The sequence below is a fragment of the Streptomyces sp. NPDC001381 genome (assembly GCF_042895685.1).
Lineage (GTDB): Bacteria > Actinomycetota > Actinomycetes > Streptomycetales > Streptomycetaceae > Streptomyces.
Window position 1 is genome coordinate 962,127 of sequence record NZ_JBIAWO010000002.1, and the last position, 22,756, is coordinate 984,882.

Annotated in this window: 19 protein-coding genes; 16 read left to right on the forward strand and 3 right to left on the reverse strand. The window is 72.8% G+C overall.

What is annotated here, in order from left to right:
- Positions 1-23: 23 nt before the first annotated feature.
- Positions 24-488 carry a cyclic nucleotide-binding domain-containing protein gene (locus tag ACFY2L_RS11345; RefSeq protein WP_390822116.1) on the reverse strand — a complete coding sequence of 155 codons (465 nt, stop codon included), beginning with the start codon at positions 486-488 and terminating at the stop codon, positions 24-26.
- Between the two features lie 340 nt (positions 489-828).
- Here ACFY2L_RS11345 and ACFY2L_RS11350 point away from each other — a divergent pair, with 340 nt between their 5' ends.
- From ACFY2L_RS11350 to ACFY2L_RS11395, 10 genes are all read left to right on the forward strand, one after another.
- Entirely contained in the window at positions 829-2,244 is a 1,416-nt protein-coding gene (locus ACFY2L_RS11350; RefSeq protein WP_390657122.1) for an APC family permease, read from the forward strand.
- 33 nt (positions 2,245-2,277) lie between these two features.
- Complete coding sequence (locus ACFY2L_RS11355) at positions 2,278-3,492, forward strand: arginine deiminase (RefSeq protein WP_390656682.1); 1,215 nt, start codon at positions 2,278-2,280, stop codon at positions 3,490-3,492.
- Between the two features lie 18 nt (positions 3,493-3,510).
- Entirely contained in the window at positions 3,511-4,512 is a 1,002-nt protein-coding gene (gene argF / locus ACFY2L_RS11360; protein ID WP_390822117.1) for an ornithine carbamoyltransferase, read from the forward strand.
- A 3-nt stretch (positions 4,513-4,515) separates the two neighbouring features.
- The gene (locus ACFY2L_RS11365) at positions 4,516-5,439 is read left to right on the forward strand and encodes a carbamate kinase (RefSeq protein WP_390822118.1); all 924 of its coding nucleotides are present in this window, start codon (positions 4,516-4,518) and stop codon (positions 5,437-5,439) included.
- 145 nt (positions 5,440-5,584) lie between these two features.
- Positions 5,585-7,843, forward strand: a complete 2,259-nt coding sequence (gene pflB / locus ACFY2L_RS11370; protein WP_390656685.1) for a formate C-acetyltransferase — start codon at positions 5,585-5,587, stop codon at positions 7,841-7,843.
- Positions 7,844-7,848: 5 nt separating this feature from the next.
- Complete coding sequence (gene pflA, locus ACFY2L_RS11375; protein WP_390822119.1) at positions 7,849-8,577, forward strand: pyruvate formate-lyase-activating protein; 729 nt, start codon at positions 7,849-7,851, stop codon at positions 8,575-8,577.
- Positions 8,578-8,757: 180 nt separating this feature from the next.
- Positions 8,758-9,387: a hypothetical protein gene (locus ACFY2L_RS11380; RefSeq protein WP_390656687.1), complete on the forward strand. Its 630-nt coding sequence runs from the start codon at positions 8,758-8,760 to the stop codon at positions 9,385-9,387.
- Between the two features lie 151 nt (positions 9,388-9,538).
- Positions 9,539-10,444, forward strand: a complete 906-nt coding sequence (locus ACFY2L_RS11385; RefSeq protein ID WP_390656688.1) for a universal stress protein — start codon at positions 9,539-9,541, stop codon at positions 10,442-10,444.
- Positions 10,445-10,468: 24 nt separating this feature from the next.
- Positions 10,469-11,488, forward strand: a complete 1,020-nt coding sequence (gene adhP / locus ACFY2L_RS11390) for an alcohol dehydrogenase AdhP (protein ID WP_390656689.1) — start codon at positions 10,469-10,471, stop codon at positions 11,486-11,488.
- Complete coding sequence (locus ACFY2L_RS11395; RefSeq protein WP_390822120.1) at positions 11,488-12,369, forward strand: universal stress protein; 882 nt, start codon at positions 11,488-11,490, stop codon at positions 12,367-12,369. Before adhP ends, ACFY2L_RS11395 begins: the two co-directional genes overlap by 1 nt.
- A gap of 17 nt (positions 12,370-12,386) precedes the next feature.
- On the opposite strand, the gene ppk2 is transcribed toward ACFY2L_RS11395, so the two are convergent.
- On the reverse strand, positions 12,387-13,190 hold the full coding sequence (ppk2, locus tag ACFY2L_RS11400; protein WP_390656691.1) for a polyphosphate kinase 2: 804 nt from the start codon (positions 13,188-13,190) through the stop codon (positions 12,387-12,389).
- A 54-nt stretch (positions 13,191-13,244) separates the two neighbouring features.
- Between ppk2 and ACFY2L_RS11405 the strand changes: the two genes are divergently transcribed.
- The 5 genes from ACFY2L_RS11405 (at position 13,245) to ACFY2L_RS11425 (ending at position 20,808) form a co-directional block, all read left to right on the forward strand.
- A complete protein-coding gene (locus ACFY2L_RS11405) occupies positions 13,245-15,626 on the forward strand; it encodes a phosphoketolase (protein WP_390822121.1) in 2,382 nt (793 codons plus the stop codon).
- A gap of 32 nt (positions 15,627-15,658) precedes the next feature.
- Positions 15,659-16,672, forward strand: a complete 1,014-nt coding sequence (gap, locus tag ACFY2L_RS11410) for a type I glyceraldehyde-3-phosphate dehydrogenase (RefSeq protein WP_390822122.1) — start codon at positions 15,659-15,661, stop codon at positions 16,670-16,672.
- Positions 16,673-16,829: 157 nt separating this feature from the next.
- Positions 16,830-19,544 carry a GNAT family N-acetyltransferase gene (locus ACFY2L_RS11415; RefSeq protein ID WP_390822124.1) on the forward strand — a complete coding sequence of 905 codons (2,715 nt, stop codon included), beginning with the start codon at positions 16,830-16,832 and terminating at the stop codon, positions 19,542-19,544.
- Positions 19,545-19,556: 12 nt separating this feature from the next.
- Positions 19,557-20,294: a CBS domain-containing protein gene (locus ACFY2L_RS11420; RefSeq protein WP_390656695.1), complete on the forward strand. Its 738-nt coding sequence runs from the start codon at positions 19,557-19,559 to the stop codon at positions 20,292-20,294.
- Positions 20,295-20,310: 16 nt separating this feature from the next.
- Entirely contained in the window at positions 20,311-20,808 is a 498-nt protein-coding gene (locus tag ACFY2L_RS11425) for a flavodoxin domain-containing protein (protein WP_390656696.1), read from the forward strand.
- 76 nt (positions 20,809-20,884) lie between these two features.
- Here ACFY2L_RS11425 and ACFY2L_RS11430 read toward each other — a convergent pair whose 3' ends face one another.
- The gene (locus ACFY2L_RS11430) at positions 20,885-21,466 is read right to left on the reverse strand and encodes a hypothetical protein (RefSeq protein WP_390656697.1); all 582 of its coding nucleotides are present in this window, start codon (positions 21,464-21,466) and stop codon (positions 20,885-20,887) included.
- 265 nt (positions 21,467-21,731) lie between these two features.
- Between ACFY2L_RS11430 and ACFY2L_RS11435 the strand changes: the two genes are divergently transcribed.
- Positions 21,732-22,748 (forward strand): Acg family FMN-binding oxidoreductase, encoded by a 1,017-nt coding sequence (locus ACFY2L_RS11435; protein WP_390822125.1) that lies wholly within the window; start codon positions 21,732-21,734, stop codon positions 22,746-22,748.
- The last annotated feature ends 8 nt before the right edge of the window (positions 22,749-22,756 follow it).

The window sequence follows — 22,756 nt, forward strand, 5'->3', positions numbered from 1 at the left end:
TTCATGGTGGGTCCGGGCCGGAGTCAGACGAGGCTTCCGGCGCCGTGGGGGGCGTACAGGTCGATCAGGCGCGTCCTGGACGAGCGGAGCCGGTGGGCGAGCACCTGACCGACCCACCGGGCCACGTCGTTGCCCAGCGCCGGGTCGTCCTCGCACATCAGCCGGACGGCCGTGGCGTCGAACTCGTAGGCCCGCACCGGGGTGGTCGCCTCGGCGCCCAGGTGCCAGACATGGGGCGTGAACAGCCAGGACCAGCCGACCAGTTCGTTGTGCCCGAGATTCTCGATGACGGCCGGCCGGCGGCCCGGCACCCGCATGTCGAGCTCGATGCCTCCGGTGCGGATGATCCAGAAGCGGTCGGCGCGCTCACCCTCCTCGAACAGACGGGTTCCCTGGGGGATGGACACCTCTCGGGCGATGCGCATGAGCCGCCGGCTGTGTTCGGCGGACAGCGAGCGCATCATGCTGGGGGTCGCGGAAGTGTTCATGGCATGTCTCCCTGGCGGGGGGCTGCGAACGTCAAGGCCAGCGTGTGCCCGGCCGGCGGCGTGGACCATGGGCCACCTGGTCCCACGACCGGCCCGTTCGGCACCGGCCGGTACCGCCCGGGCCCTCGGACCGGGACTGCCCGGACCCTGGGACCGGGACCTTCGGGTCCGGCCCGGGCCCCTGTGGCCGCTGCCCCCGATCCGGCTGGGCGCAGAACCATCGTTCCGGATCCACTCATCCGCGACTTGCACGAGGAGCACAGCCATGCCCAGGCCTTCAGCGAGCGGTGACCGAGCGGCGCCCAAGGCGGCGCTCGGTCTCCCGGCCGCGTCCGCGCTCGTGATCGGGACCGTCATCGGGACCGGAATCTTCGCCCTTCCCTCCGCCCTCGCCCCGTACGGGCCCGTCTCCCTGGTCGCCTTCGTCGTCGTCACGCTGGGCGCGCTGGCGCTCGCGCTGACCTTCGGGGCGCTGTCGAAGCGGGTTCCGGCCAGTGGCGGACCGTACGTCTACGCCCGGGAGGCGTTCGGCGAGTTCGCCGGATTCCTCAACGCCTGGTCGTACTGGATCACCGCGTGGGCCGGCAACGCGGCGATCGCCGTGGCCTGGGTCGGCTATCTCGAGGTGTTCGTCAACAAGGGCCACACGACGTGGATCTCCATGACGCTCGCCCTCGCCGGACTGTGGACGGCGGCCGCGATCAACCTCACCGGCGTCCGCAACATCGGCGCCTTCCAGGTGGTCACCACCGTGCTGAAGTTCGTGCCGCTCGTCTTCATGGCGACCGTCGGACTGCTCTTCATCGACCCGGACAACTTCGGCGCCTTCAACGCCAGCGGCCAGTCGGCGCTCGGCGCGATCTCCGCCGCCGCCGCGATCGCCCTGTTCAGCTACCTCGGTCTGGAGGCCGCCTCGGTGGTCGCCGGCCGGGTCCGCGACCCGGAGCGCAACGTGCCGCGCGCCACCGTCTACGGCACCCTGCTGTGCGCGGTCATCTACATCCTGGGCACGCTCGCGGTCTTCGGCACCGTCTCGCACGGAGCGCTCGGCGACACCACGGCGCCGTTCACCGACGCCGTGAACAACATCTTCGGCGGCACCTGGGCGGGAGACGTCGTGGCCGCCGCCGCGATCATCTCGGGCATCGGGGCCCTCAACGGCTGGACCATGCTGTGCGCCGAGATGCCCTACGCCGCCGCCCGCGACGGACTCTTCCCCGACGCCTTCGCCAGGCTGCGCGGCGAGAGCGGTGTCCCGGCCTTCGGCGTCATCGCCTCCACCGTGCTGGCCTCGCTCATCACCGTGTTCAGCTACACCCGCTTCGAGGACGTCTTCACCAAGATCGTGCTGCTGAGCGTGCTCACCGCGGTGATCCCGTACCTGTTCTCCGCCGCAGCGCAGCTCTACTGGCTGCTGGTGCGCGGCCGGGAGACCCTCAGCCCGCGGCGCCTGGCCCGTGACGTCACCGTCGCCGCCCTGGCGCTCGCCTTCTCCTACTGGTCGATCCAGGGCAGCGGCTACCAGACCGTCTACTACGGACTGTTCGTGCTGCTGCTCGGCGTGCCGGTCTACGTGTGGCTGAAGCGGGGGCAGGGCCGGTACGGCGACGCCCAGGCGGAGATCCCCGCCGCCCGCGCCCCGCGTGAGGAGCGCGCCCCCGAGACGCCGGCCCCGCCCGCGCGGCTCTCCCGCGGAGTGGGCACCAGCCGCGTCGGCGGCCCGCGCAAGCGCGACGCCCACCGCCCCCAGGACTGACCACCGCCCCCGCACGGCAGAGGAAGCAACGCCATGAACACGTTCCACGTCGACTCCGAGGCGGGCCGCCTGCGCCAGGTGATCCTGCACCGCCCGGGCATCGAACTCTCCCGCCTCACCCCGCGCAACGTCGACGCCCTCCTCTTCGACGACATCCTGTGGGCCAAGCGCGCCCGGGAGGAGCACGACGCCTTCGCCCAGGTGCTGCGCGACCACGGCACCCGCGTGCACTACTTCGCCGACCTGCTCGCCCAGACCCTCGACTCCGCGCCGGCCCGCGACTGGCTGCTGGACCGGGTGATCACCCCGGCCACCGTCGGACCGGCGCTGATCGACCCGGTGCGCGCCCTGTGCGCCGAGCTCGACGGCGAGACCCTCGCCGGACACCTCATCGGCGGCCTCCTCAAGAGCGACCTGCCGCTGGCCACCCCGCACAGCCTGGTCTGGAGCGCGCTGGACGCCGAGGACTTCGCCCTCGCCCCGCTGCCCAACCACCTCTTCCCGCGCGACAACTCCTGCTGGATCTACGACCGTCTGTCGGTCAACCCGATGGCCAAGCCGGCCCGGCGGCGCGAGAGCCTGCACGCCGAGGCGATCTACCGCTTCCACCCCCTGTTCGCCGGCGTCGCCCCGGCACCGCTCCTCGACGGGCCGGTGGGCACCCTCGAAGGCGGAGACGTCCATGTCCTCGGCAACGGCGCCGTCATGGTCGGCGTGGGGGAGCGGACCACCGCCCAGGCCGTGGAGAACCTGGCCGCCCGCCTCTTCGCGGACGGCACGGCGACCCGGCTGGTCGCCGTCCAGCTCCCGGCCACCCGGGCCTACATGCACCTCGACACCGTCCTGACGATGCTCGACCGCGACACCTTCGTCATCTACCCGGGTCTCGCCGACTCCCTGCGCTCCTGGACGCTCACGCCCAGCGGCACCCGCGAGTGCGGCTTCGACGTCGCCCCGAACTCCGACCTGGCCACCGCCCTCGCCGAGGCCCTCGACCTCGACAAGGTCCGGATGCTCTCCGCCCCGCAGGACATCCGCAACGCCGAACGCGAGCAGTGGGACGACGGCAGCAACTTCCTCGCCCTCGCCCCCGGGGTCGTCGTCGGCTACGAGCGCAACGTCACCACCAACACCTACCTGCGCAAGCAGGGCATCGAGATCGTCACCATCGCCGGCGCCGAACTCGGCCGCGGCCGCGGCGGACCGCGCTGCATGAGCTGCCCCGTCGAACGCGACCCGGTCGCCTGACCACCAGGGGGAACCCACATGACCATCGACCTGCGAGGCCGCTCCTACCTGAGCGAACTCGACTTCACCGCCCCCGAGATCCACCACCTCCTCGACCTGGCGGCCACCCTCAAGGCGGCCCGGCGCGCCGGCACCGAGCAGCCCCGCCTGACCGGCAGGCACCTCGCCCTGATCTTCGAGAAGACCTCCACCCGCACCCGCTGCGCCTTCGAGGCCGCCGCCGCCGACCAGGGCGCCGCCACCACCTACCTGGGCCCCGGCGACACCCACATCGGCGCGAAGGAGTCCATCGCCGACACCGCCCGTGTACTCGGCCGCATGTTCGACGCCATCGAGTACCGCGGCTCCGCGCAGTCCCTCGTCACCGCCCTCGCCGCCCACTCCGGCGTCCCCGTCTACAACGGTCTCACCGACACCGCGCACCCCACCCAGAGCCTGTGCGACGTCCTGACCATGCACGAGCACAGCCCCAAGCCGCTGCCCGACATCGCCTACTGCTACCTCGGCGACGCCCGCAACAACATGGGCAACTCGCTGCTCTCCATGGGCGCGCTGCTCGGCATGGACGTGCGGATCGCCGCGCCCGCCCGGCTGTGGCCCGACCCCGCCCTGGTCACCACGTGCCGGAAGCTGGCCGAGGACAGCGGCGCCCGGATCACGCTCACCGAGGACGTCGAGACCGCCGTACGCGGAGCCGACTTCCTGCACACCGACGTCTGGGTCTCCATGGGCGAGCCCGCCGAGACCTGGCGGGAGCGGATCGAACTGCTGCTGCCGTACCAGGTCGACGCCAAGACGCTGGCCGCCACCGGCAACCCGGACGTGAAGTTCATGCACTGCCTGCCGGCCCTGCACGACCGCAGCACCCGTCTGGGCCGGGACCTCTTCGACCGCTACGGCCTGGACGCGCTCGAAGTCACCGACGAGGTCTTCTCCTCCCCCGCGTCCATCGTCTTCGACCAGGCCGAGAACCGGCTGCACACCATCAAGGCCGTACTCGTCGCCACCCTGGAGGACTGAGCCATGCGTATCGTCGTCGCCCTGGGCGGCAACGCCCTGCTCCACCGCGGTGAACGCCCCGACGCCGCCGTCCAGCAGGCCAACATCGACCGGGTCGCCACCGCCCTCGCCACCCTCGCCCACGAGCACGAACTCGTCATCACCCACGGCAACGGCCCCCAGATCGGCCTGCTCGCCATGGAGAGCGCCGCCGACCCCGCCCTCAGCGCCCCCTACCCGCTGCACCTGCTCGGCGCCCAGACCCAGGGCATGATCGGCTCCCTGCTGGCCTGCACCCTGCACGACGCCCTCCCCGGCCGCCACATCGCCACGCTCGTCACCCACACCCTCGTACGGGCCGACGACCCGGCGTTCGCCCGGCCCACCAAGTTCGTCGGCCAGGTCTACCCCCGGGAGGTGGCCGCCGCCCTCGCCCGCAAGCGCGGCTGGCACATCGCGCGGGACACCACCGGCTGGCGGCGCGTCGTCCCCTCCCCGGCCCCCGAACGGATCCTGGAGACCGACACCGTCCACGCACTCCTGAACAGCGGGACCCTGGTGATCTGCGCGGGCGGCGGAGGCGTCCCCGTCACCGCGGACCGCGACAGCGGCGCACTGACGGGCATGGAGGCCGTCATCGACAAGGACCTGACGGCCGCCCTGCTCGCCGAGGACCTGAAGGCCGACTTCCTGCTCATCCTCACCGACGTCCCGTGCGTGTACGAGGACTACGGGACCCCCGCCCAGCAGCCGGTCCTCGACGCGACCCCCGCCGAGATGCGCCGCAAGGGCCTCCCGGAGGGCTCCATGGGGCCCAAGGCCGAGGCCGCCGCCCGGTTCGTCGAGCGGACCGGAGGGCTCGCCGCCATCGGCGCCCTGGACGCGGCCTACGAGATGGTGCACGGCCGGTCGGGCACCCTGATCCGCCCCGACCTCACGGCCGGCTGACCGGCCGTGCCCGGGCTGCCGGGACGTCCGGCCCGGGACCCGGGGGCCGGACGGCCCGCACCGCGGGCGCCTTCCGGCACTCCCCGTGACGATCACGAGCGACGAGCATCGAAGTGCAGGACACGAACCGAGGAGAGGAACGGCGATGACCGCAACCGTGACAGTCGGTGACAAGGTCGCCGAGGCCTGGCGAGGCTTCGCCGGGGCACGCTGGCGCGAGCTGATCGACGTACGCGACTTCATCCAGGCCAACTACACCCCGTACGAAGGCGACGCGTCGTTCCTGACCGGTTCCACGGAGCGCACCCGGGCCGTCTGGGAGAAGGTCAGCGCCCTGTTCCCCGAGGAGCGCGCCCGGGGCATCCTCGACGTGGACGCCGCGACGCCCTCGACGATCACCTCGCACGCCCCCGGCTGGATCGACCGGGACCGCGAACTGATCGTCGGTCTGCAGACCGACGCCCCGCTCAAGCGCGCGATCATGCCCAACGGCGGCCTGCGCATGGTGGAGAACGGCCTCAAGGCGTACGGCTACGAGCCCGACCCGTTCGTCACCGAGGTCTTCGGCACCTACCGCAAGACCCACAACGCCGGTGTCTTCGACGCGTACACCCCCGAGATGCGGACCGCCCGCAGGGTCGGCATCATCACCGGCCTGCCCGACGCCTACGGCCGCGGCCGGATCATCGGCGACTACCGGCGCGTCGCCCTGTACGGCACCGACCGGCTGATCGAGGCCAAGCGCGCGGAGAAGGCCCAGCTGGACGGCCGGCCGTCCACCGAGCACGTCATCCGCGACCGCGAGGAACTCGCCGAGCAGATCAGGGCACTGGGCGAACTGACCCGCATGGCGGCGACCTACGGCTGTGACGTCTCCCGTCCCGCGCTCACCGCGCACGAGGCCGTCCAGTGGCTCTACCTCGGCTATCTCGCCGCGGTGAAGGAACAGAACGGCGCCGCGATGTCGCTGGGCCGCACCTCGACCTTCCTCGACGTCTACCTCCAGCGCGACCTGGACGAGGGGATCATCGACGAGTCCCGCGCCCAGGAACTCATCGACGACTTCGTGATCAAGCTGCGGATCGTCCGGTTCCTGCGCACGCCCGAGTACGACGCCCTGTTCTCCGGCGACCCCACCTGGGTCACCGAGTCGATCGGCGGCATCGGCGCCGACGGCCGCCCGCTGGTCACCCGCACCTCGTTCCGCTTCCTGCAGACCCTCTACAACCTCGGCCCCGCCCCCGAACCCAACCTCACCGTGCTGTGGTCGCCCCGGCTGCCCGCCGGCTTCAAGGAGTTCTGCGCCCAGGTGTCCATCGACACCAGCGCCGTCCAGTACGAGTCGGACGAACTGCTGCGGCCGAACACCGGCGACGACACCGCGATCGCCTGCTGTGTCTCCGCCATGGCGGTGGGCCGGCAGATGCAGTTCTTCGGGGCGCGCGTCAACCTGGCCAAGGCCCTGCTCTACGCCGTCAACGGCGGCCGCGACGAGATGACCGGCGACCAGGTCACCCCCGAGATGCCCGCGCTGACCGGCGAGTACCTGGACTACGAGGAGCTGTCCGCGGCCTACGACCGGGTCCTGGACTGGCTGGCGGGGACGTACGTCAACACCCTCAACGTCATCCACTACATGCACGACAAGTACGCCTACGAGCGCATCGAGATGGCGCTGCACGACCACCCCGTGCACCGCTTCATGGCCTGCGGCATCGCCGGACTGTCGGTCGCGGCGGACAGCCTGTCCGCGGTCAAGCACGCCCGGGTGAAGGTCATCCGGGACGCGACCGGACTGGCCGTCGACTTCCTGACCGAGGGCGAGTTCCCCGCGTACGGCAACAACGACGACCGCGCGGACTCGCTCGCCGTCGGCCTGGTCGAGACGTTCATGGCGAAGGTCCGCCGGCACCCCACCTACCGGGACGCCGAGCACACCCAGTCGGTGCTGACCATCACCTCCAACGTCGTCTACGGCAAGCACACCGGCAACACCCCCGACGGACGGCGGGCCGGACAGCCCTTCGCTCCCGGAGCCAACCCGATGAACGGCCGTGACCGGCACGGCGTCGCCGCCTCCGCGCTGTCGGTGGCCAAGCTGCCGTACGAGCAGGCCCGCGACGGCATCTCGCTGACCACCACCATCACCCCGGAGGGCCTGGGACACGCCCCCGAGGAGCGCGCGGGCCACCTGGTGGGCATCCTCGACGCCTACATGGCCACGGGCGGCTTCCACATGAACGTCAACGTGCTGGACCGCGCCACCCTCGAGGACGCGATGGCACACCCGGAGAACTACCCCGACCTGACCATCCGGGTCTCCGGATACGCCGTCAACTTCGTCCGCCTGACCCGTGAGCAGCAGCTCGACGTGATCAGCCGCACCTTCCACGGAACCCTGTGAAGGCGATGACGACCGGCCGGATCCACTCCTGGGACCTGTCCACCGGCGTGGACGGTCCCGGGACCCGGTTCGTGCTCTTCGTCAGCGGCTGCCCCCTGCGCTGTCTGTACTGCGCCAACCCCGACACCTGGCACATGCGGGACGGCCGGGAGGCGACCGTGGACGAGGTGATGGCGGAGATCGAGAAGTACCGGGCCTTCGTCACCACCGCCGGGGGAGGGGTGACCGTCACCGGCGGCGAACCCCTGCTCCAGCCGGCCTTCACCGGCGAGGTGCTGCGCCGCTGCAAGGAGGCCGGACTGCACACCGCCCTGGACACGTCCGGCTTCCTCGGCGCCCGCGCCACCGACGAACTCCTCGCCGCCACCGACCTGGTCCTGCTGGACATCAAGTCCTTCGACATCGACACCTACCGGAAGCTGACCGGCGGCCGGCTCGCCCCCACCCTCAGCTTCGCCACCCGGCTGGACCGTCTCGGCGTCCCGATGCGGATCCGCTACGTGCTGGTGCCCGGCTGGACCGACGACCCGCGGTCCGTGGACGCCCTCGCCGAATTCGTCGCGGGGCTGGGCACGGTCGAGCGGGTCGACGTGCTGCCCTTCCACAAGCTCGGCGCCCACAAGTACGACGCCCTCGGCATCCCCTTCCCGCTGCGCGACACGCCGACCCCCGACCCGGCCCTCACCGAGAGCGTCCGCGCACGCTTCCGGGAGCGGGGCGTGCCCGCCTACTGACCGCGGTCCAGGTGCGGCGCGGCGCGCAGCCGTGCCCTCCCGCCGCACCAACGGTCCCTGGAGACAGGGACGTTCAGCCCCGGGGCGGCAGACCTTCGGCCTGCGGCGCCGGGCGGCGCGCACCGCCAGAGTGAGTGGTGTCAGGCACCGCCCCGACCGCCCCCGAAGGGAATCACGACCATGGCCGTGCACGAGCACCCTCACCGGAGCCCCGGCTTCCACCTGCCGACCTTCCGCAGGAACCGGACCGCCTCCGCATCCGAGTCGGCCTCGTCGGCCGCCACCGACACGCACACCGCGCGGGCCTACGCCTTCGCCTCCCTGCGTCTGCTCACCGGGTTCGTCTTCCTGTGGGCCTTCCTCGACAAGACCTTCGGCTTCGGCTACGCCACCCCGTCCGGCAAGGGCTGGATCGACGGCGGCTCGCCGACCAAGGGCTTCCTCGGTTCCGTCGCCGTCGGGCCGATGGAGTCGACCTTCCACTCCTGGGCCGGCGACCCGTGGGCGGACTGGCTGTTCATGCTCGGTCTGCTCGGGATCGGCCTCGCCCTGGTCGCGGGGGTCGCGCTGCGCCTCGCCGCCGTCGCCGGCACCGTGATGATGGCGCTGATGTGGATCGCCGAATGGCCGCCGGCCAAGCACCTCGCGGACGGCTCGGCGAGCATGTCCACGAACCCGCTCGTCGACTACCACGTGATCTACGCCGTCGCCCTGATCGTGGTGGCCGCTGCCGCCGCCGGCGACACCCTGGGCGCGGGCCGGCTCTGGGCCCGGTTGCCGCTCGTCCGCGACCACGGCTGGCTGCGCTGAGCGCCGAAGGTGCGGTGGGTCCCTCCCCGGGCCCACCGCACCGCGCTGCGCGGAGGACCGTCGGCCCCGGCTCGGGACCACTGGCCCCTCCCCGCGAGACCCCTTCGACGACCACTCTGTAATCGGATCCTCACCACAGGAGGTAGAGATCATGCTCCGCACCATCACCGTAGGGCTCGACGGCTCCCGCGAGAGCCGTGCCGCCGCGGAATGGGCGGCTCGCGAAGCCCAGCTGCGCGGCCTGCCGCTGAAGATCGTCCACGTCTGGGAGCCGGTGCCGGAGCCCATGGCCCAGGCGCCCCTCCTGGGCGCAGAGACCCAGCAGCACTGGACCGAGCGCATTCCCCGGGAAGCCGCCGAGGGCATCGGTCTGCGCCACCCCGGCGTCGAGGTGATCAGGGAGCAGCTCTCCGGACACCCGGCCGACGCCCTCGCCGAGGCGGCGAAGAGCGCCGAACTGCTCGTCCTGGGCTCCCGCGGCCTCAGCGGCATCGGCGGGTTCATGGTCGGCTCCGTCGGTCTGTCGGTCGTCGCCCACGCCGACCGCCCCGTGGTGCTGGTCCGCGCCCTGGAGGTGGCCGCCGACGAGCACGAGCCCGACCCGGCGGGTGTCCCGTCCGCCGCGACGCCGTTCCGGCCCGTGGTCCTCGGACTCGACACCGACCACCCGGACGAGACGCTGATCGAGTTCGCCTTCGACGCCGCCCAGCGCCGGTCGACCTCGCTGCGGGTCGTCCACGGCTGGAACCCGCCGCCCTACTACGCCTACGGAACGCCCGCCAACCCCGCGCTGCACGAGGCGCTGGCGCTGAGCGCCTCCGAGGCCCTGTCCGAGGTGCTGCGCCCCTGGCGGAAGAAGTACCCGGACGTGAAGGTCGTCGAGGAGTCCCGCTACGGCAGCGCCGCCGTCCACGTCGTGGACGCCTCGCGTGAGGCCTCCCTCGTCGTGGTGGGCCGGCGGATCCGCCGCAGCCCGTTCGGCGCGCACGTCGGCCATGTCACGCACGCGGTGCTGCACCACTCCACCGCCCCCGTCGCCGTCGTCCCCCACAGCTGACCCGCTTCCGAGGAGAAGAGACCCATGAAGGCAGCGGTTGTCCGAGCGTTCGGTGAGCCCCTGGTCGTCGAGGAGCGCCCCGACCCCGAGCCCGGCCCCGGCCAGGTCCGGATCCGCGTCGAGGCCTCCGGGCTCTGCCACACCGACATCCACGCCGCCCACGGCGACTGGCCGGTGAAGCCGAACCCGCCGTTCGTGCCGGGCCACGAGGGCGTCGGCCTGGTCGAGAAGCTGGGCGAGGGCGTCACCCACCTGTCCGTCGGACAGCGGGTGGCCGTGCCCTGGCTCGGCAGGGCGTGCGGGCGGTGCGAGCACTGCCTGTCCGGCTGGGAGACGCTGTGCGAGCAGCAGATCAACACCGGCTACGGCTGCGACGGCGGCTACGCCGAGAAGATGCTGGCCTGGGCCGACTTCGCCCAGCCGGTGCCCCAGGGCATCACCGCCCTGGACGCCGCCCCGCTGACCTGCGCGGGGGTGACGACGTACAAGGCGCTGAAGGTCGCCGACGTCCGGCCCACCCAGCTCGTCGCGATATCGGGGATCGGCGGCCTCGGTCACCTCGCCGTCCAGTACGCCAAGATCGCCGGCGCGACGGTCGCCGCGATCGACGTCACCGACGAGAAGCTCGAACTGGCCGCGGAGCTGGGCGCCGACCTCGTCATCGACGCCCGCAAGCACGACGTCGGCGAGGTGCTCAAGCGGCACGGCGGTGCCCACGCGGCGATCGCCCTCGCGGTGAACGACGCGGCCTTCGAGGCCGTCAACTCCGGTCTGCGGCGCGGCGGCAAGCTGGTCATGGTGGCCCTGCCGGCGCACGGCACGGTCCGGGTCCCCATCTTCGACACCGTGCTGAACGGCACCTCGGTGATCGGCTCCATCGTGGGCACCCGGCAGGACCTCGCCGAGGTCTTCCAGCTGCACGCCGCGGGCCGGACCAAGGTCATCTACGAGACCCGCCCGCTGGCCTCGGTCAACGAGTCCATCGACGAGGTGCTGCGGGGTCAGGTCAGGGCACGGATCGTCTTCGACTTCGGAGCGCTGTGATGACCGCCCGCGAACTGCCCCTGGTCGTCGGCGTCGACGGCTCCGAACCGAGCCTGCGCGCCGTCGACTGGGCGGCCGACGAAGCAGCCCTGCGCGGGGTGCCGCTGCGGGTCGTGTACGCCTCCCTGTGGGAGCGCTACGAGGGTTCCGCCCTCGCCGAGGACCTCGCCAAGCCGTACGAGGAGGTACGGGCGGACGACATCGTCGCGACCGCCGCACGCCGCGCCCACCGCCGGCGGCCCGAGGTGAAGGTCTCGGCCGACGTGCTCGCCGAGGAACCGGAGTACGCGCTGGTGCGGGAGGGACGCAGCGCCTCCGCGCTGGTGCTGGGCACCCGCGGGCGCAGCGGCCTCGTCGAGATGCTGCTCGGGTCCGTCAGCCTCGCCGTGGCCGCCCACGCGGACTGCCCGGTGATCGTGCTGCGCGGCGGTCACGACAACCGGGGCGGCACCGGCACGCACGGCCGGGTCGTCGTGGGCGTCGGCGAGAAGGGCACGGACTCCGCCGCCCTGCGCTTCGCCTTCGAGGAGGCGAGGCTGCGGCACGCGGCCCTGGACGCGGTACGGGCCTGGCGCTGCCCCGCGCACGAGAGCACCGATCACCCGCTGCTCGCCGGCGAACCCGCCCGGCTGCACGAAGAGGCCGCGGCCGAGGTGCTGGAGAAGGCGCTGCGGGACGCGCCCGCGGACGTGGACCTGCACCGGCGCACGGTCGAGGGACCGGCCCGCCGGGTCCTCCTCGCCGCCTCCCACGAGGCCGACCTGCTGGTGGTCGGGGCCCGCCGCAACCCCGGGCACCTCGGACTCCAGCTGGGGCGGGTCGCCCACGCGGTGCTGCACCACGCCGCCTGCGCCGTCGCGGTCGTACCCGAGCGGGAGTGAGGGAGGTGGCCGGCTGCTCAGAGGCCCGCCGCGTGGTCGGGGACGTAGGTCCGCAGATCGCGCGGCGTGCGCACATAGCCGGTCGACGGGGGCCGCTCCGGCAGCTCCAGCACCGGCGGCGGCACCTCGGCGTAGGGCAGGGAGCCCAGCAGATGGGCGATCATGTTCAGCCGCGCCCGGCGTTTGTCGTCGCTCTCCACCACGTACCAGGGCGCCTCGCCGATGTCGGTGTGCACCATCATCTCGTCCTTGGCCCGCGAGTAGGCCTCCCACCGGGCGAGGGACTCCAGGTCCATGGGGGACAGCTTCCAGCGCCGCAGCGGGTCCTCCAGCCGGCGCCGGAAACGCTCCTGCTGCTCGGTGTCGCTCACCGAGAACCAGTACTTGCGCAGCAGGATCCCGTCCTCGACGAGCATCCGCTCGAAGATCGGGCACTGCCGCAGGAAGAGCTGGTGCTCCTCCTTCGTGCAGAAGCCCATCACATGCTCGACCCCGGCCCGGTTGTACCAGGACCGGTCGAACAGCACGATCTCCCCGGCCGCCGGCAGATGCTCGACGTACCGCTGGAAGTACCACTGGCTGCGCTCGCGCTCGGTCGGCTTCGGCAGCGCCGCGATCCGCGCCACGCGCGGGTTGAGATGCTCGGCGACGCGCTTGATCGTCCCGCCCTTGCCCGCCGCGTCCCGCCCCTCGAAGACCACGACCAGCCTGGCGCCCTCGGCGCGCACCCACTCCTGCAGCTTCACCAGCTCCGTCTGCAGCCTGAGCAGTTCCTTCTCGTAGGTCTTGCGCGACACCTGCGCCGCGTCCTTGCCGGCCATGCCGCCTCCACACCCCGATGACCTTCTACGCCGACGACTTCCGGAGTCTCACCCATGTCCACGGTCGAACACCAGGACGCCACCGTACTTTCCGACGACGAGCTGCGCACCCTGGACGCGCACTGGCGGGCCGCCAATTACCTGGCCGCCGGACAGATCTACCTGATGTCCAACCCGCTGCTGACCGAGCCTCTGAGGCCCGAGCACATCAAGCCGCGGCTGCTCGGCCACTGGGGCACCTCGCCCGGACTGAACCTCGTGTACACCCACCTCAACCGGGTGATCAAGGCACGCGGACTCGACGCGCTGTGCATCTGGGGGCCGGGCCACGGAGGGCCGTCCATCCTCGCCAACTCCTGGCTGGAGGGCAGTTACAGCGAGACGTACCCGGACGTGCCGCGGGACGGGGCGGGCATGGCGCGGCTGTTCCGGCAGTTCTCCTTCCCCGGCGGTGTGCCCAGCCATGTCGCGCCGGAGACGCCCGGCTCGATCCACGAGGGCGGTGAGCTCGGCTATTCGCTGGCGCACGCCTACGGCGCCGCCTTCGACAACCCGGGCCTGCTGGTGGCCTGTGTGATCGGCGACGGCGAGGCGGAGACCGGGCCGCTGGCCGCCGCCTGGCACTCCGACAAGTTCCTCGACCCCGTGCACGACGGCGTGGTGCTGCCGATCCTGCACCTCAACGGCTACAAGATCGCCAACCCGACGGTGCTCTCCCGGCTGCCGGAGAGCGAACTCGACGCGCTGCTGCGGGGATACGGCCACGACCCGATCCACGTCACCGGCGACGACCCGGCGCGGGTGCACCGGGCCATGGCCCGGGCGATGGACGACGCGCTGGACCGCATCGCCGTGATGCAGCGGACCGCCCGCGAGGACGATGTCGCCGAGCGCGTGCACTGGCCCGTGATCGTGCTGCGCACCCCCAAGGGCTGGACCGGTCCCGCCGAGGTGGACGGCGAGCCCGTCGAGGGCACCTGGCGCGCCCACCAGGTGCCGCTGACCGGCGTCCGGGAGAACCCCGAGCACCTGCGCCGGCTGGAGGCCTGGCTGCGCTCCTACCGGCCCGCGGAGCTCTTCGGCGCCGACGGACGGCCCGTGGCCGACGTCCTCGCCTGCGTCCCCGACGGCGCCCGGCGGCTCGGCGCCACCCCGCACGCCAACGGCGGCCTGCTCGTGCGGGACCTGCCGCTCGCGCCGCTCGACGAGTTCGCCGTCCCGGTCGACAAGCCGGGCACGACCCTGCACGAGCCCACCCGTGTGCTCGGGGACCTGCTGGCCCGGGTCATGAAGGACACCGGAGGACGCCGGGACTTCCGGCTGGTCGGACCGGACGAGACCGCGTCCAACCGGCTCCAGGCGGTCTTCGACGTCAGCGGGAAGGCCTGGCAGGCACAGCATCTGCCGGTCGACGAACACCTCGAGCACCACGGGCGGGTCCTGGAGATCCTCTCCGAGCACACCTGCCAGGGCTGGCTGGAGGGCTACCTCCTGACGGGCCGTCACGGACTGTTCTCCTGCTACGAGGCGTTCGTCCACATCGTCGACTCGATGGTCAACCAGCACATCAAGTGGCTGAAGACGTCGCGGGAGCTGCCGTGGCGGGCCCCGATCGCCTCCCTCAACTACCTGCTCACGTCGCACGTCTGGCGCCAGGACCACAACGGCTTCTCCCACCAGGACCCCGGCTTCGTCGACCACGTCCTCAACAAGAGCCCCGAGGTCGTACGCGTCTATCTGCCGCCGGACGCCAACACCCTGCTGTCGGTGGCGGACCACGCCCTGCGCAGCCGCGACCACGTCAATGTGATCGTGGCCGGCAAACAGCCCTGCTTCGACTGGCTGACCCTGGACCAGGCCCGCGCCCACTGCGCCCGCGGCGCCGGAATCTGGGAGTGGGCCGGCACGGAGAACGGCGGCGAACCGGACGTCGTCCTGGCCTGCGCCGGTGACGTCCCCACCCAGGAGGTGCTGGCCGCCGCCCAGCTCCTGCGCAGGCACCTGCCCGGCCTCGCCGTCCGGGTGGTCAACGTGGTCGACATGACCCGGCTGCTGCCGCGCGAGGAACACCCGCACGGCATGAGCGACTTCGAGTACGACGGCCTGTTCACCACCGACAAGCCGGTGATCTTCGCCTACCACGGCTACCCCTGGCTGATCCACCGCCTGGCCTACCGCCGCACCGGCCACCGCAACCTGCACGTGCGCGGCTACAAGGAGTCCGGCACCACGACCACCCCGTTCGACATGGTCGTCCGCAACGACCTCGACCGCTACCGCCTGGTCATGGACGTCATCGACCGCGTCCCCGGACTCGCGGTGCGGGCCGCCGCCGTACGGCAGCGGATGGCCGACGTGCGCACCCGCCACCAGGCCTGGATCCGCGAGCACGGCACCGACCTTCCCGAGGTCGCCGACTGGACCTGGAACGCCTGACCGTCCCTCACTCCCGACAAGGAAGTCCCGCCATGACCGTACGCGTCGGCATCAACGGCTTCGGGCGGATCGGCCGCACCTACCTGCGCGCCGCCCTCGACCGTGCCGAGGAAGGCCTCCAGGACGTCGAGGTGGTCGCGATCAACGACATCGCCTCACCCGCCACCCTGGCCCACCTGCTGGAGTACGACTCCACGTTCGGGCGCATCGGACGCGACGTCGAGCACGACGACAGCTCCCTCACGGTCGACGGACGGCGCATCGCCGTCACCGCCGAACGCGACCCCGCCGCCCTGCACTGGTCCGACTACGGCGCCGGCATCGTCGTCGAGTCCACCGGCCGCTTCCGGGACCGGGACGCGGCGGCCCTGCACCTGAAGGGCGGAGCCCACACCGTGCTGCTGTCGGCGCCCGGCAAGGGCGTGGACGCCACCATCGTGATGGGCGTCAACGACAGGACCTACGACCGGCACAGCGACCGGATCGTCTCCGCCGCCTCCTGCACCACCAACTGCGTCGCCCCGATGGTGAAGGTGCTCGACGACGCCTTCGGCGTCGAGCGCGGAGTGATGACCACCATCCACGGCTACACCAACGACCAGTCGCTGCTGGACGGCCCGCACCGCGACCTGCGCCGGGCCCGCTCGGCCGCCGTCAGCATCATCCCCACCAGCACCGGCGCCGCCCGCGCCGTGGGACTGGTGATGCCGGAGCTGGCCGGGACGCTGAACGGGATCGCGGTCCGGGTGCCCGTGGAGGACGGCTCGCTCACCGACCTCGCCGTAGTCCTCGGCCGGGAGGCGAGCGCCGACGAGATCAACGCCGCGTTCGAGGCGGCCGCGAACGGTCCGCTGCACGGCATCGTGCGCGTCTCCGAGGCCCCGATCGTCTCCCGCGACGTCATCGGCGACCCCGCGTCCTGCGTCTTCGACCCGGCCCTGACCCAGGCCGACGGCACCCTGGCCAAGGTCTTCGGCTGGTACGACAACGAGTGGGGCTACGCCAACCGGCTGCTGGACCTGACGGCCCTGGTGGCGGACGACTGACGCGTCCCGGCCGCGCGCCCCGCCCGTGCGGCGGAGGGGGGTCCATCGGCGGGCGCCGGAAGGGCCGACCGGCCACGGGGCGGCCCCGTACAGCCCATGCGATCCCCGCCTCCGCGCCGGACGATCGAAGTATCGAGAGCCACCGAGGAGACCTGCGATGACGGACGACCTGCTCGACCGGGCCCCGGTTCACGCCCTGCTCGCGGACGGCACCACCGTGTGCATCCGGCCGGTGCTGCCGGGCGACCGCGAACAGCTGCGAGGGTTCTACGAGGAGATGTCGCCGGAGAACCTCCGGCTGCGGTTCTTCTCGGCGAGCAGGCGCTCGGGCGCCCTCGCCGCCGACCGGGCCTGCGCTCCGCCCCGGCCGGGCTACCGGGCCCTGCTGGCCGAGGTGGACGGCAGGGTGATCGGCCTCGCCGAGTACGACACCGGCGGGGACCGGGACGGGGACGGCGGGCGGAAGAACGGCGCGGAGGTCTCCATCGCCGTCGCCGACGGCCTCCACCACCGCGGGGTCGGCACGCTTCTCGTCGAACACCTGGCCTCGGCGGCGCGCGCGGAGGGCATCGCCACCTTCACGGCCGACGCGCTCAGCGAGAACCACGAGGTGCTCCGTCTCTTCGCCGACCTCGGCCTGCGCACCTCCCGCCGCTTCGAGGGGCCCGAGGTGCGCTGCACCGTCCACCTGGACCAGGACGACACCTATCTGTCGGCCGTCGAGGCCCGGGGCCGGTCCGCCGACGTGGCCAGCCTGCTGCCCCTGCTGCGGCCGTCCGTGGTCGCCGTGGTCGGCGCCGGACGCACCCCCGGCTCCGTGGGCCGGGCCGTCCTGCACCATCTGCGCACGGGCGGCTTCACCGGCCGCCTCTTCGCCGTGAACCCCAAGGTCAGCTCCGTGCTCGGCGTGCCGTCCCACCCCTCGGTCGCCGCGCTGCCCAAGAAGCCCGACCTGGTGGTCGTGGCCGTACCGGCCGCGGCGGTGGCGGCCGTCGCCGAGGAGAGCGGCCGGGCCGGGGCCCGCGCCCTCGTCGTCGTCACCGCAGGCCTGGACCACGCCCAGGCACAGGCCCTGCTGACCGCCTGCCGCACCTACGGCATGCGCCTCGTCGGCCCCAACTGCCTCGGCATCTCCCACACCGACCCCGAGCTGAGCCTCGACGCCACCTTCGCCGCCGGACACCCCCGGCCCGGGACGGCCGGAGTCGCCGTGCAGTCCGGCGGGGTCGGCATCGCCCTGCTCGACGGGCTGTCCCGGCTGGGCATCGGCGTGTCGTCCTTCGCCTCCCTCGGCGACAAGTACGACGTCAGCGGCAACGACATGCTCCAGTGGTGGGAGAGCGACGGCCGCACCGAGCTCGCCCTGCTGCACCTGGAGTCCTTCGGCAATCCGCGCGCCTTCTCCCGCACCGCCCGGCGCGTGACCCGCCGCATCCCGGTGCTGACCGTCGACGCCGGCCGTACCGACGCCGGCCGCAAGGCCGCCGCCTCCCACACCGCGGCCGCCGCCACCCGCACCATGACCCGCGGCGCGCTGTTCACCCAGGCCGGCATCACCGCGACCCGCTCGGTCGGCGAACTCCTCGAAACGGCGGCCCTGTTCCACTCCCAGCCGCTGCCGGAAGGCAGTCGCGTCGCGATCGTCACCAACGCGGGCGGAGCCGGGGTGCTCGCCGCCGACGCCTGCGCGGAGGCCGGACTGGCGCTGCCGCCGTTCACCCCCGCGACGGTCGAGGAACTGCTCGCCGTACTGCCGGACGGCGCCACCGTCGGCAACCCGGTCGACGCCACCGCCGCCGTGTCCGAGGAACAGCTGACGGCGTGCGTCGACCGCCTCACCCGGTGCGCCGGCATCGACGCCGTCGTCGTGGCCCTCGTGCCCACGGCGGTCGCCGCGGCCACCGGGGACGACCTGGTCCGGGCCCTCACCGGGGGCCCCGGCCGGCGGCCGCGGCCCGTGCTCGCCGTGCGCCTGGAACAGGACCTGCCCGTCCGGCTGCTGCCCGCGGCCGACGGCGGCACCGTCCCCTCCTACGCCGAACCCCAGGCGGCGGCCCGCGCCCTGGCCCATGCCGCCGAGCGGGCCGCCTGGCTCGCCCGGCCCGCCGGCGCCGTCCCCGCCCTCGACGACATCGAGACCGGGCGGGCCCGTGCGGTCGTCGAGGAGTACCTCGGCGCGCATCCCGACGGCGGCTGGCTCGACCCGCGCACCTGCGCCGACCTGATGGCCTGCTACAGCATCCCGCAGATCCCGTGGGCCTGGGCCGAGACCGAGGACGAGGCCGTGCTCGCCGCCGACCGGCTGCGCGGCTTCGACGGCCGGGTGGTCATGAAGGCCCACTGGCCCGGGCTGCTGCACAAGTCCCAGCAGCGGGCCGTCCACCTGGATCTGCGCGGCGACTCCCAGGTCCGGGCCGCCTTCCGGGACCTGGAGACCCGCTTCGCCGGTCTGCTGACCGGCGTGGTCCTGCAACCCCTCGCCGCCCGCGGCACCGAGCTGTTCGCCGGTGTCGTCCAGGACGAGGTCTTCGGCCCGCTCGTCCTGTTCGGGCTCGGCGGCACGGCCACCGAGGTCCTCGCCGACCACGCCGCCCGCCTCGCCCCCCTCACCGACCGCGACGTCCACGAGCTGATCACCTCGCCGCGGTGCGCCCCGCTGCTGCTGGGCGCGAACGGAAACACCCCCGTCGACCTCGGGGAACTGGAACAGCTGCTGCTGCGGCTGTCCCGGATGGCGGCCGACCTGCCGCAGCTCGCCGAGGTCGACTTCAACCCCGTCCTGGCGACACCGGGCGGCGTCACCGTGCTCGACGCGCGGCTGCGCCTGCTGCCACGTCGCCCCCACGACCCCTATCTGCGCCGGCTGCGCTGAGGAGGAACGGCCATGAGGCACAACAAGGTCGGCTCCGTGATGACCACGGACGTCGTCCGCGCCGAGTACGGCACCCCGTTCAAGGAGGTGGCCCGACTGCTCGCGACCCACCGGATCAGCGGACTGCCGGTGGTGGACGAGGACGACAAGGTCATCGGTGTCCTGTCCGAGACGGACCTGATGATGCACCAGGCGACCCTTCCCGACCCCTACGAGCCGAAGAACCGCGCGCGGCTCACCGAGCTGGCGCCCGGCGCCCGGCGCCAGGCCGCGAAGGGCAGGGCGCGCACCGCGGGCCGGCTGATGACGGCACCGCCGGTCACCGTCCACGCCGACGACACCATCGTCCAGGCCGCCCGCACCATGGCCCGGCGGCGGGTGGAACGGCTCCCCGTCCTCGACGAGGAGGACCGGCTCGTCGGGATCGTCACCCGCCGCGACCTCCTCCAGGTCTTCCTGCGGCCCGACAAGGAGATCCGCGACGAGGTGATCGAGGAGGTCCTGGTGCGCGCGCTGTGGCTGCCGCCGCGCAGCGTCGAGGTCTCCGTGACGGAGGGCGTCGTCACCCTCACCGGACACATGGAGCGCAAGAGCGACACCGAGATCGCCCTGTCGATGACCCGCCGGATCGACGGTGTGGTCGACGTGGTCGGGAAGCTGACCTACCGGCTGGACGACGCACGGTGGCGTACCGAGGAACAGCCTCAGGCCGTCCACGGCGTGGCCGACGACTGGCTGCGCCGACTGTGAGAGGAGGCGGACCGCCATGACCGGCACCGTGTTGGTCACCTACGGAACGACGAACGGATCCACCGAGGGGATCGCCGAAGCCGTCGCCGACGTCCTGCGCAAGGACGGGCTGACGGTGGAGGCGCTTCCGGCCCGGTCCGTGACGAGCGTGGAGCCGTACGACGCCGTCGTGGTCGGCGGCGGGCTCTACGCGGGGCGCTGGCAGAAGGACGCCCGGCGGTTCGTCCGCCGGCACCGCGCCGAACTCGCCCAGCGGCCCGTGTGGTTCTTCAGCAGCGGACCGCTCGACGCCTCCGCCTCCGAGCGGGACATCCCGCCCGTGCGCGGTGTGCAGCGGGCCATGCTCCGGCTGGACGTCCGGGAGCACGTCACCTTCGGAGGGTGCCTGCGGGAAGGAGCCAAGGGGCGCGTGGCCAAGATGATCCTCCGCTCCGGGAAGGGCGGCGACTTCCGGGACTTCGGCGCGATCGAGGCCTGGGCGGGACGCGTCGCCGAAGCCCTGACGCGCCCGTAGGAGCCCGCTCCGGACACGCGGAAGGCTCCGGGCCGCTTCTCTTCGGCCCGGAGCCCGGAACGCGTCTGCCATGCTCTCAGCTGGTCTTGTGGCCCCATCGCGGTCCCACCTGATCCCATTCCCTGCCCCACTGGTCGATCCGGCGCCGGTCGAGCCGCCACCGGGCGACCGCTCCGGAACCGAACGCCAGGCCGGCGAGGCCGGCCGCGGCCGCGGTGCCCAGGAAGCCCGACTCGATCGCCGCTTCCGTGGAGCTCGGCGGCTCGGCGGTGAGCCGGCCCCGGGCGTCCTGCCAGACGGTGACCCGGGACCCGGCCTCGAGGCCGGCGTCCACCAGCGTCCGGCCCGTGCGGGTCGAGCCGTCGGACGCCGTCCAGCGCACCTTCGTCATCCGGCGGTCGGAGGTCCCGCCGAGCGTGGCGGTGCCGAGCGGGACGTCGGTCAGGAGCACGGCCCGGACCGGCTGACGTTCGGCTCGCTGCTGTGCGAACACCTCGTCGGCGGCGTGAGCGGTCACCAGCCCGGCGGCCGTGCCACCCACGGTGAAGACCGTCCACACGGCCAGCACGATCCAGGACTCGACGATGTCGTCGTGTCGCCGCAGCGGGTTGCTGCGCCACCGCCACAGCCGTTTCCTCGCGCACTTGCTTCCGGGCATCGGTCCGCACCTCCTCCTCGTCGTCGTGACAGTTCCGAAGGTGACAGCCGGAGCCGTGCCGGGACATGGGCCGACCAGGGGTCCGTGCAGGGCCGCCAGGGACCGACTCCACCGCTGCGAAGGGCCGTTCAGCCCAGGAGACCGTGTGGGCCGCCGGGCACCACGCCCGGGACCTTCGACCCCTGCCGGGGGCGGGACGGGGCGCCGATGCTCGGAGGAGACAAGGAACACCGGCCGTCCGACGCCCACGCGCGAGGAGGGCATCATGGAGAGCACATCGTTCGGCGCCGCGCTCCTGGAGACCTGTGTCTCCGCCGCGGTGGCCGCGCCCTCGGTCCACAACACCCAGCCCTGGCGGTTCGGACTGGACCCCGAGACGGTGACGTTCGAGGTGCGTGCCGACCCCGGACGGGGCATGCGGCACCTGGACCCCACGGGGCGGGCCCTGCTCCTGTCCGTCGGGGCCTGTGTGTTCAACCTCCGGGTCGCGCTCGCCCACTTCGGGTGGTCACCGGTCACCCGTCTGCTGCCCAGCCCCCGCGACCCCGCCCTGCTCGCCACCGTGCGGCCGGCGGGGCTCACGGCCCGGCGGACGGGGGAGCGGGACGCGGACCTGTACGAGGCGATCTGGCGCAGGCACAGCAGCCGCTTCCCCTTCACCAGCCGGCCGCTGCCCGCCGCGGTGCGCCGGGAGCTCGCCGCGGCGGCCCTCGCGGAAGGCGCCTCGCTGCGCTTCACCGAGGGGGCGGACACGCTGCGTCTGCTGCGGCTGACCGCCGAGGCCGAAGAACGCAACCGCCTCGACGCGGACCGGGCCGCCGAGGCCCGCCACTGGGTGCACCGGGACCTGGAACCGGCGCCCGACACGGGTCTGCCGCGCACGGCACTGGGACCGCAGGACGCCCGGGAGAGGATCCCGCTGCGGGACTTCACCGCCCAGCGCCACCGCGAACGGCTGACCGCCCGGCCCTTCGAGGCGGCCCCGGTCGTCGCCGTGCTGACCACCGGCCACGACCGCCGGGTCGACTGGCTGTGCGCCGGACAGGCCCTGGAGCGGGTGTGGCTCGTCGCGACGGCCCACGGGCTGCGCGCGTCGGTGATGCACCAGGCCGTCGAGTGGGCCGACCTGCGCGACGCCCTGGTCGCCGTCCCCGACGGCACCGCCCACCCGCAGCTGCTCCTGCGCCTCGGCTACGGACCGGAGGGGCCGCCCACCCCCCGCCGCACGGCGGGCCGGGAGCTGCGGCCCGTCACCCGGACGCCGCCCTCACCGGCGTACTGACCGGGTGA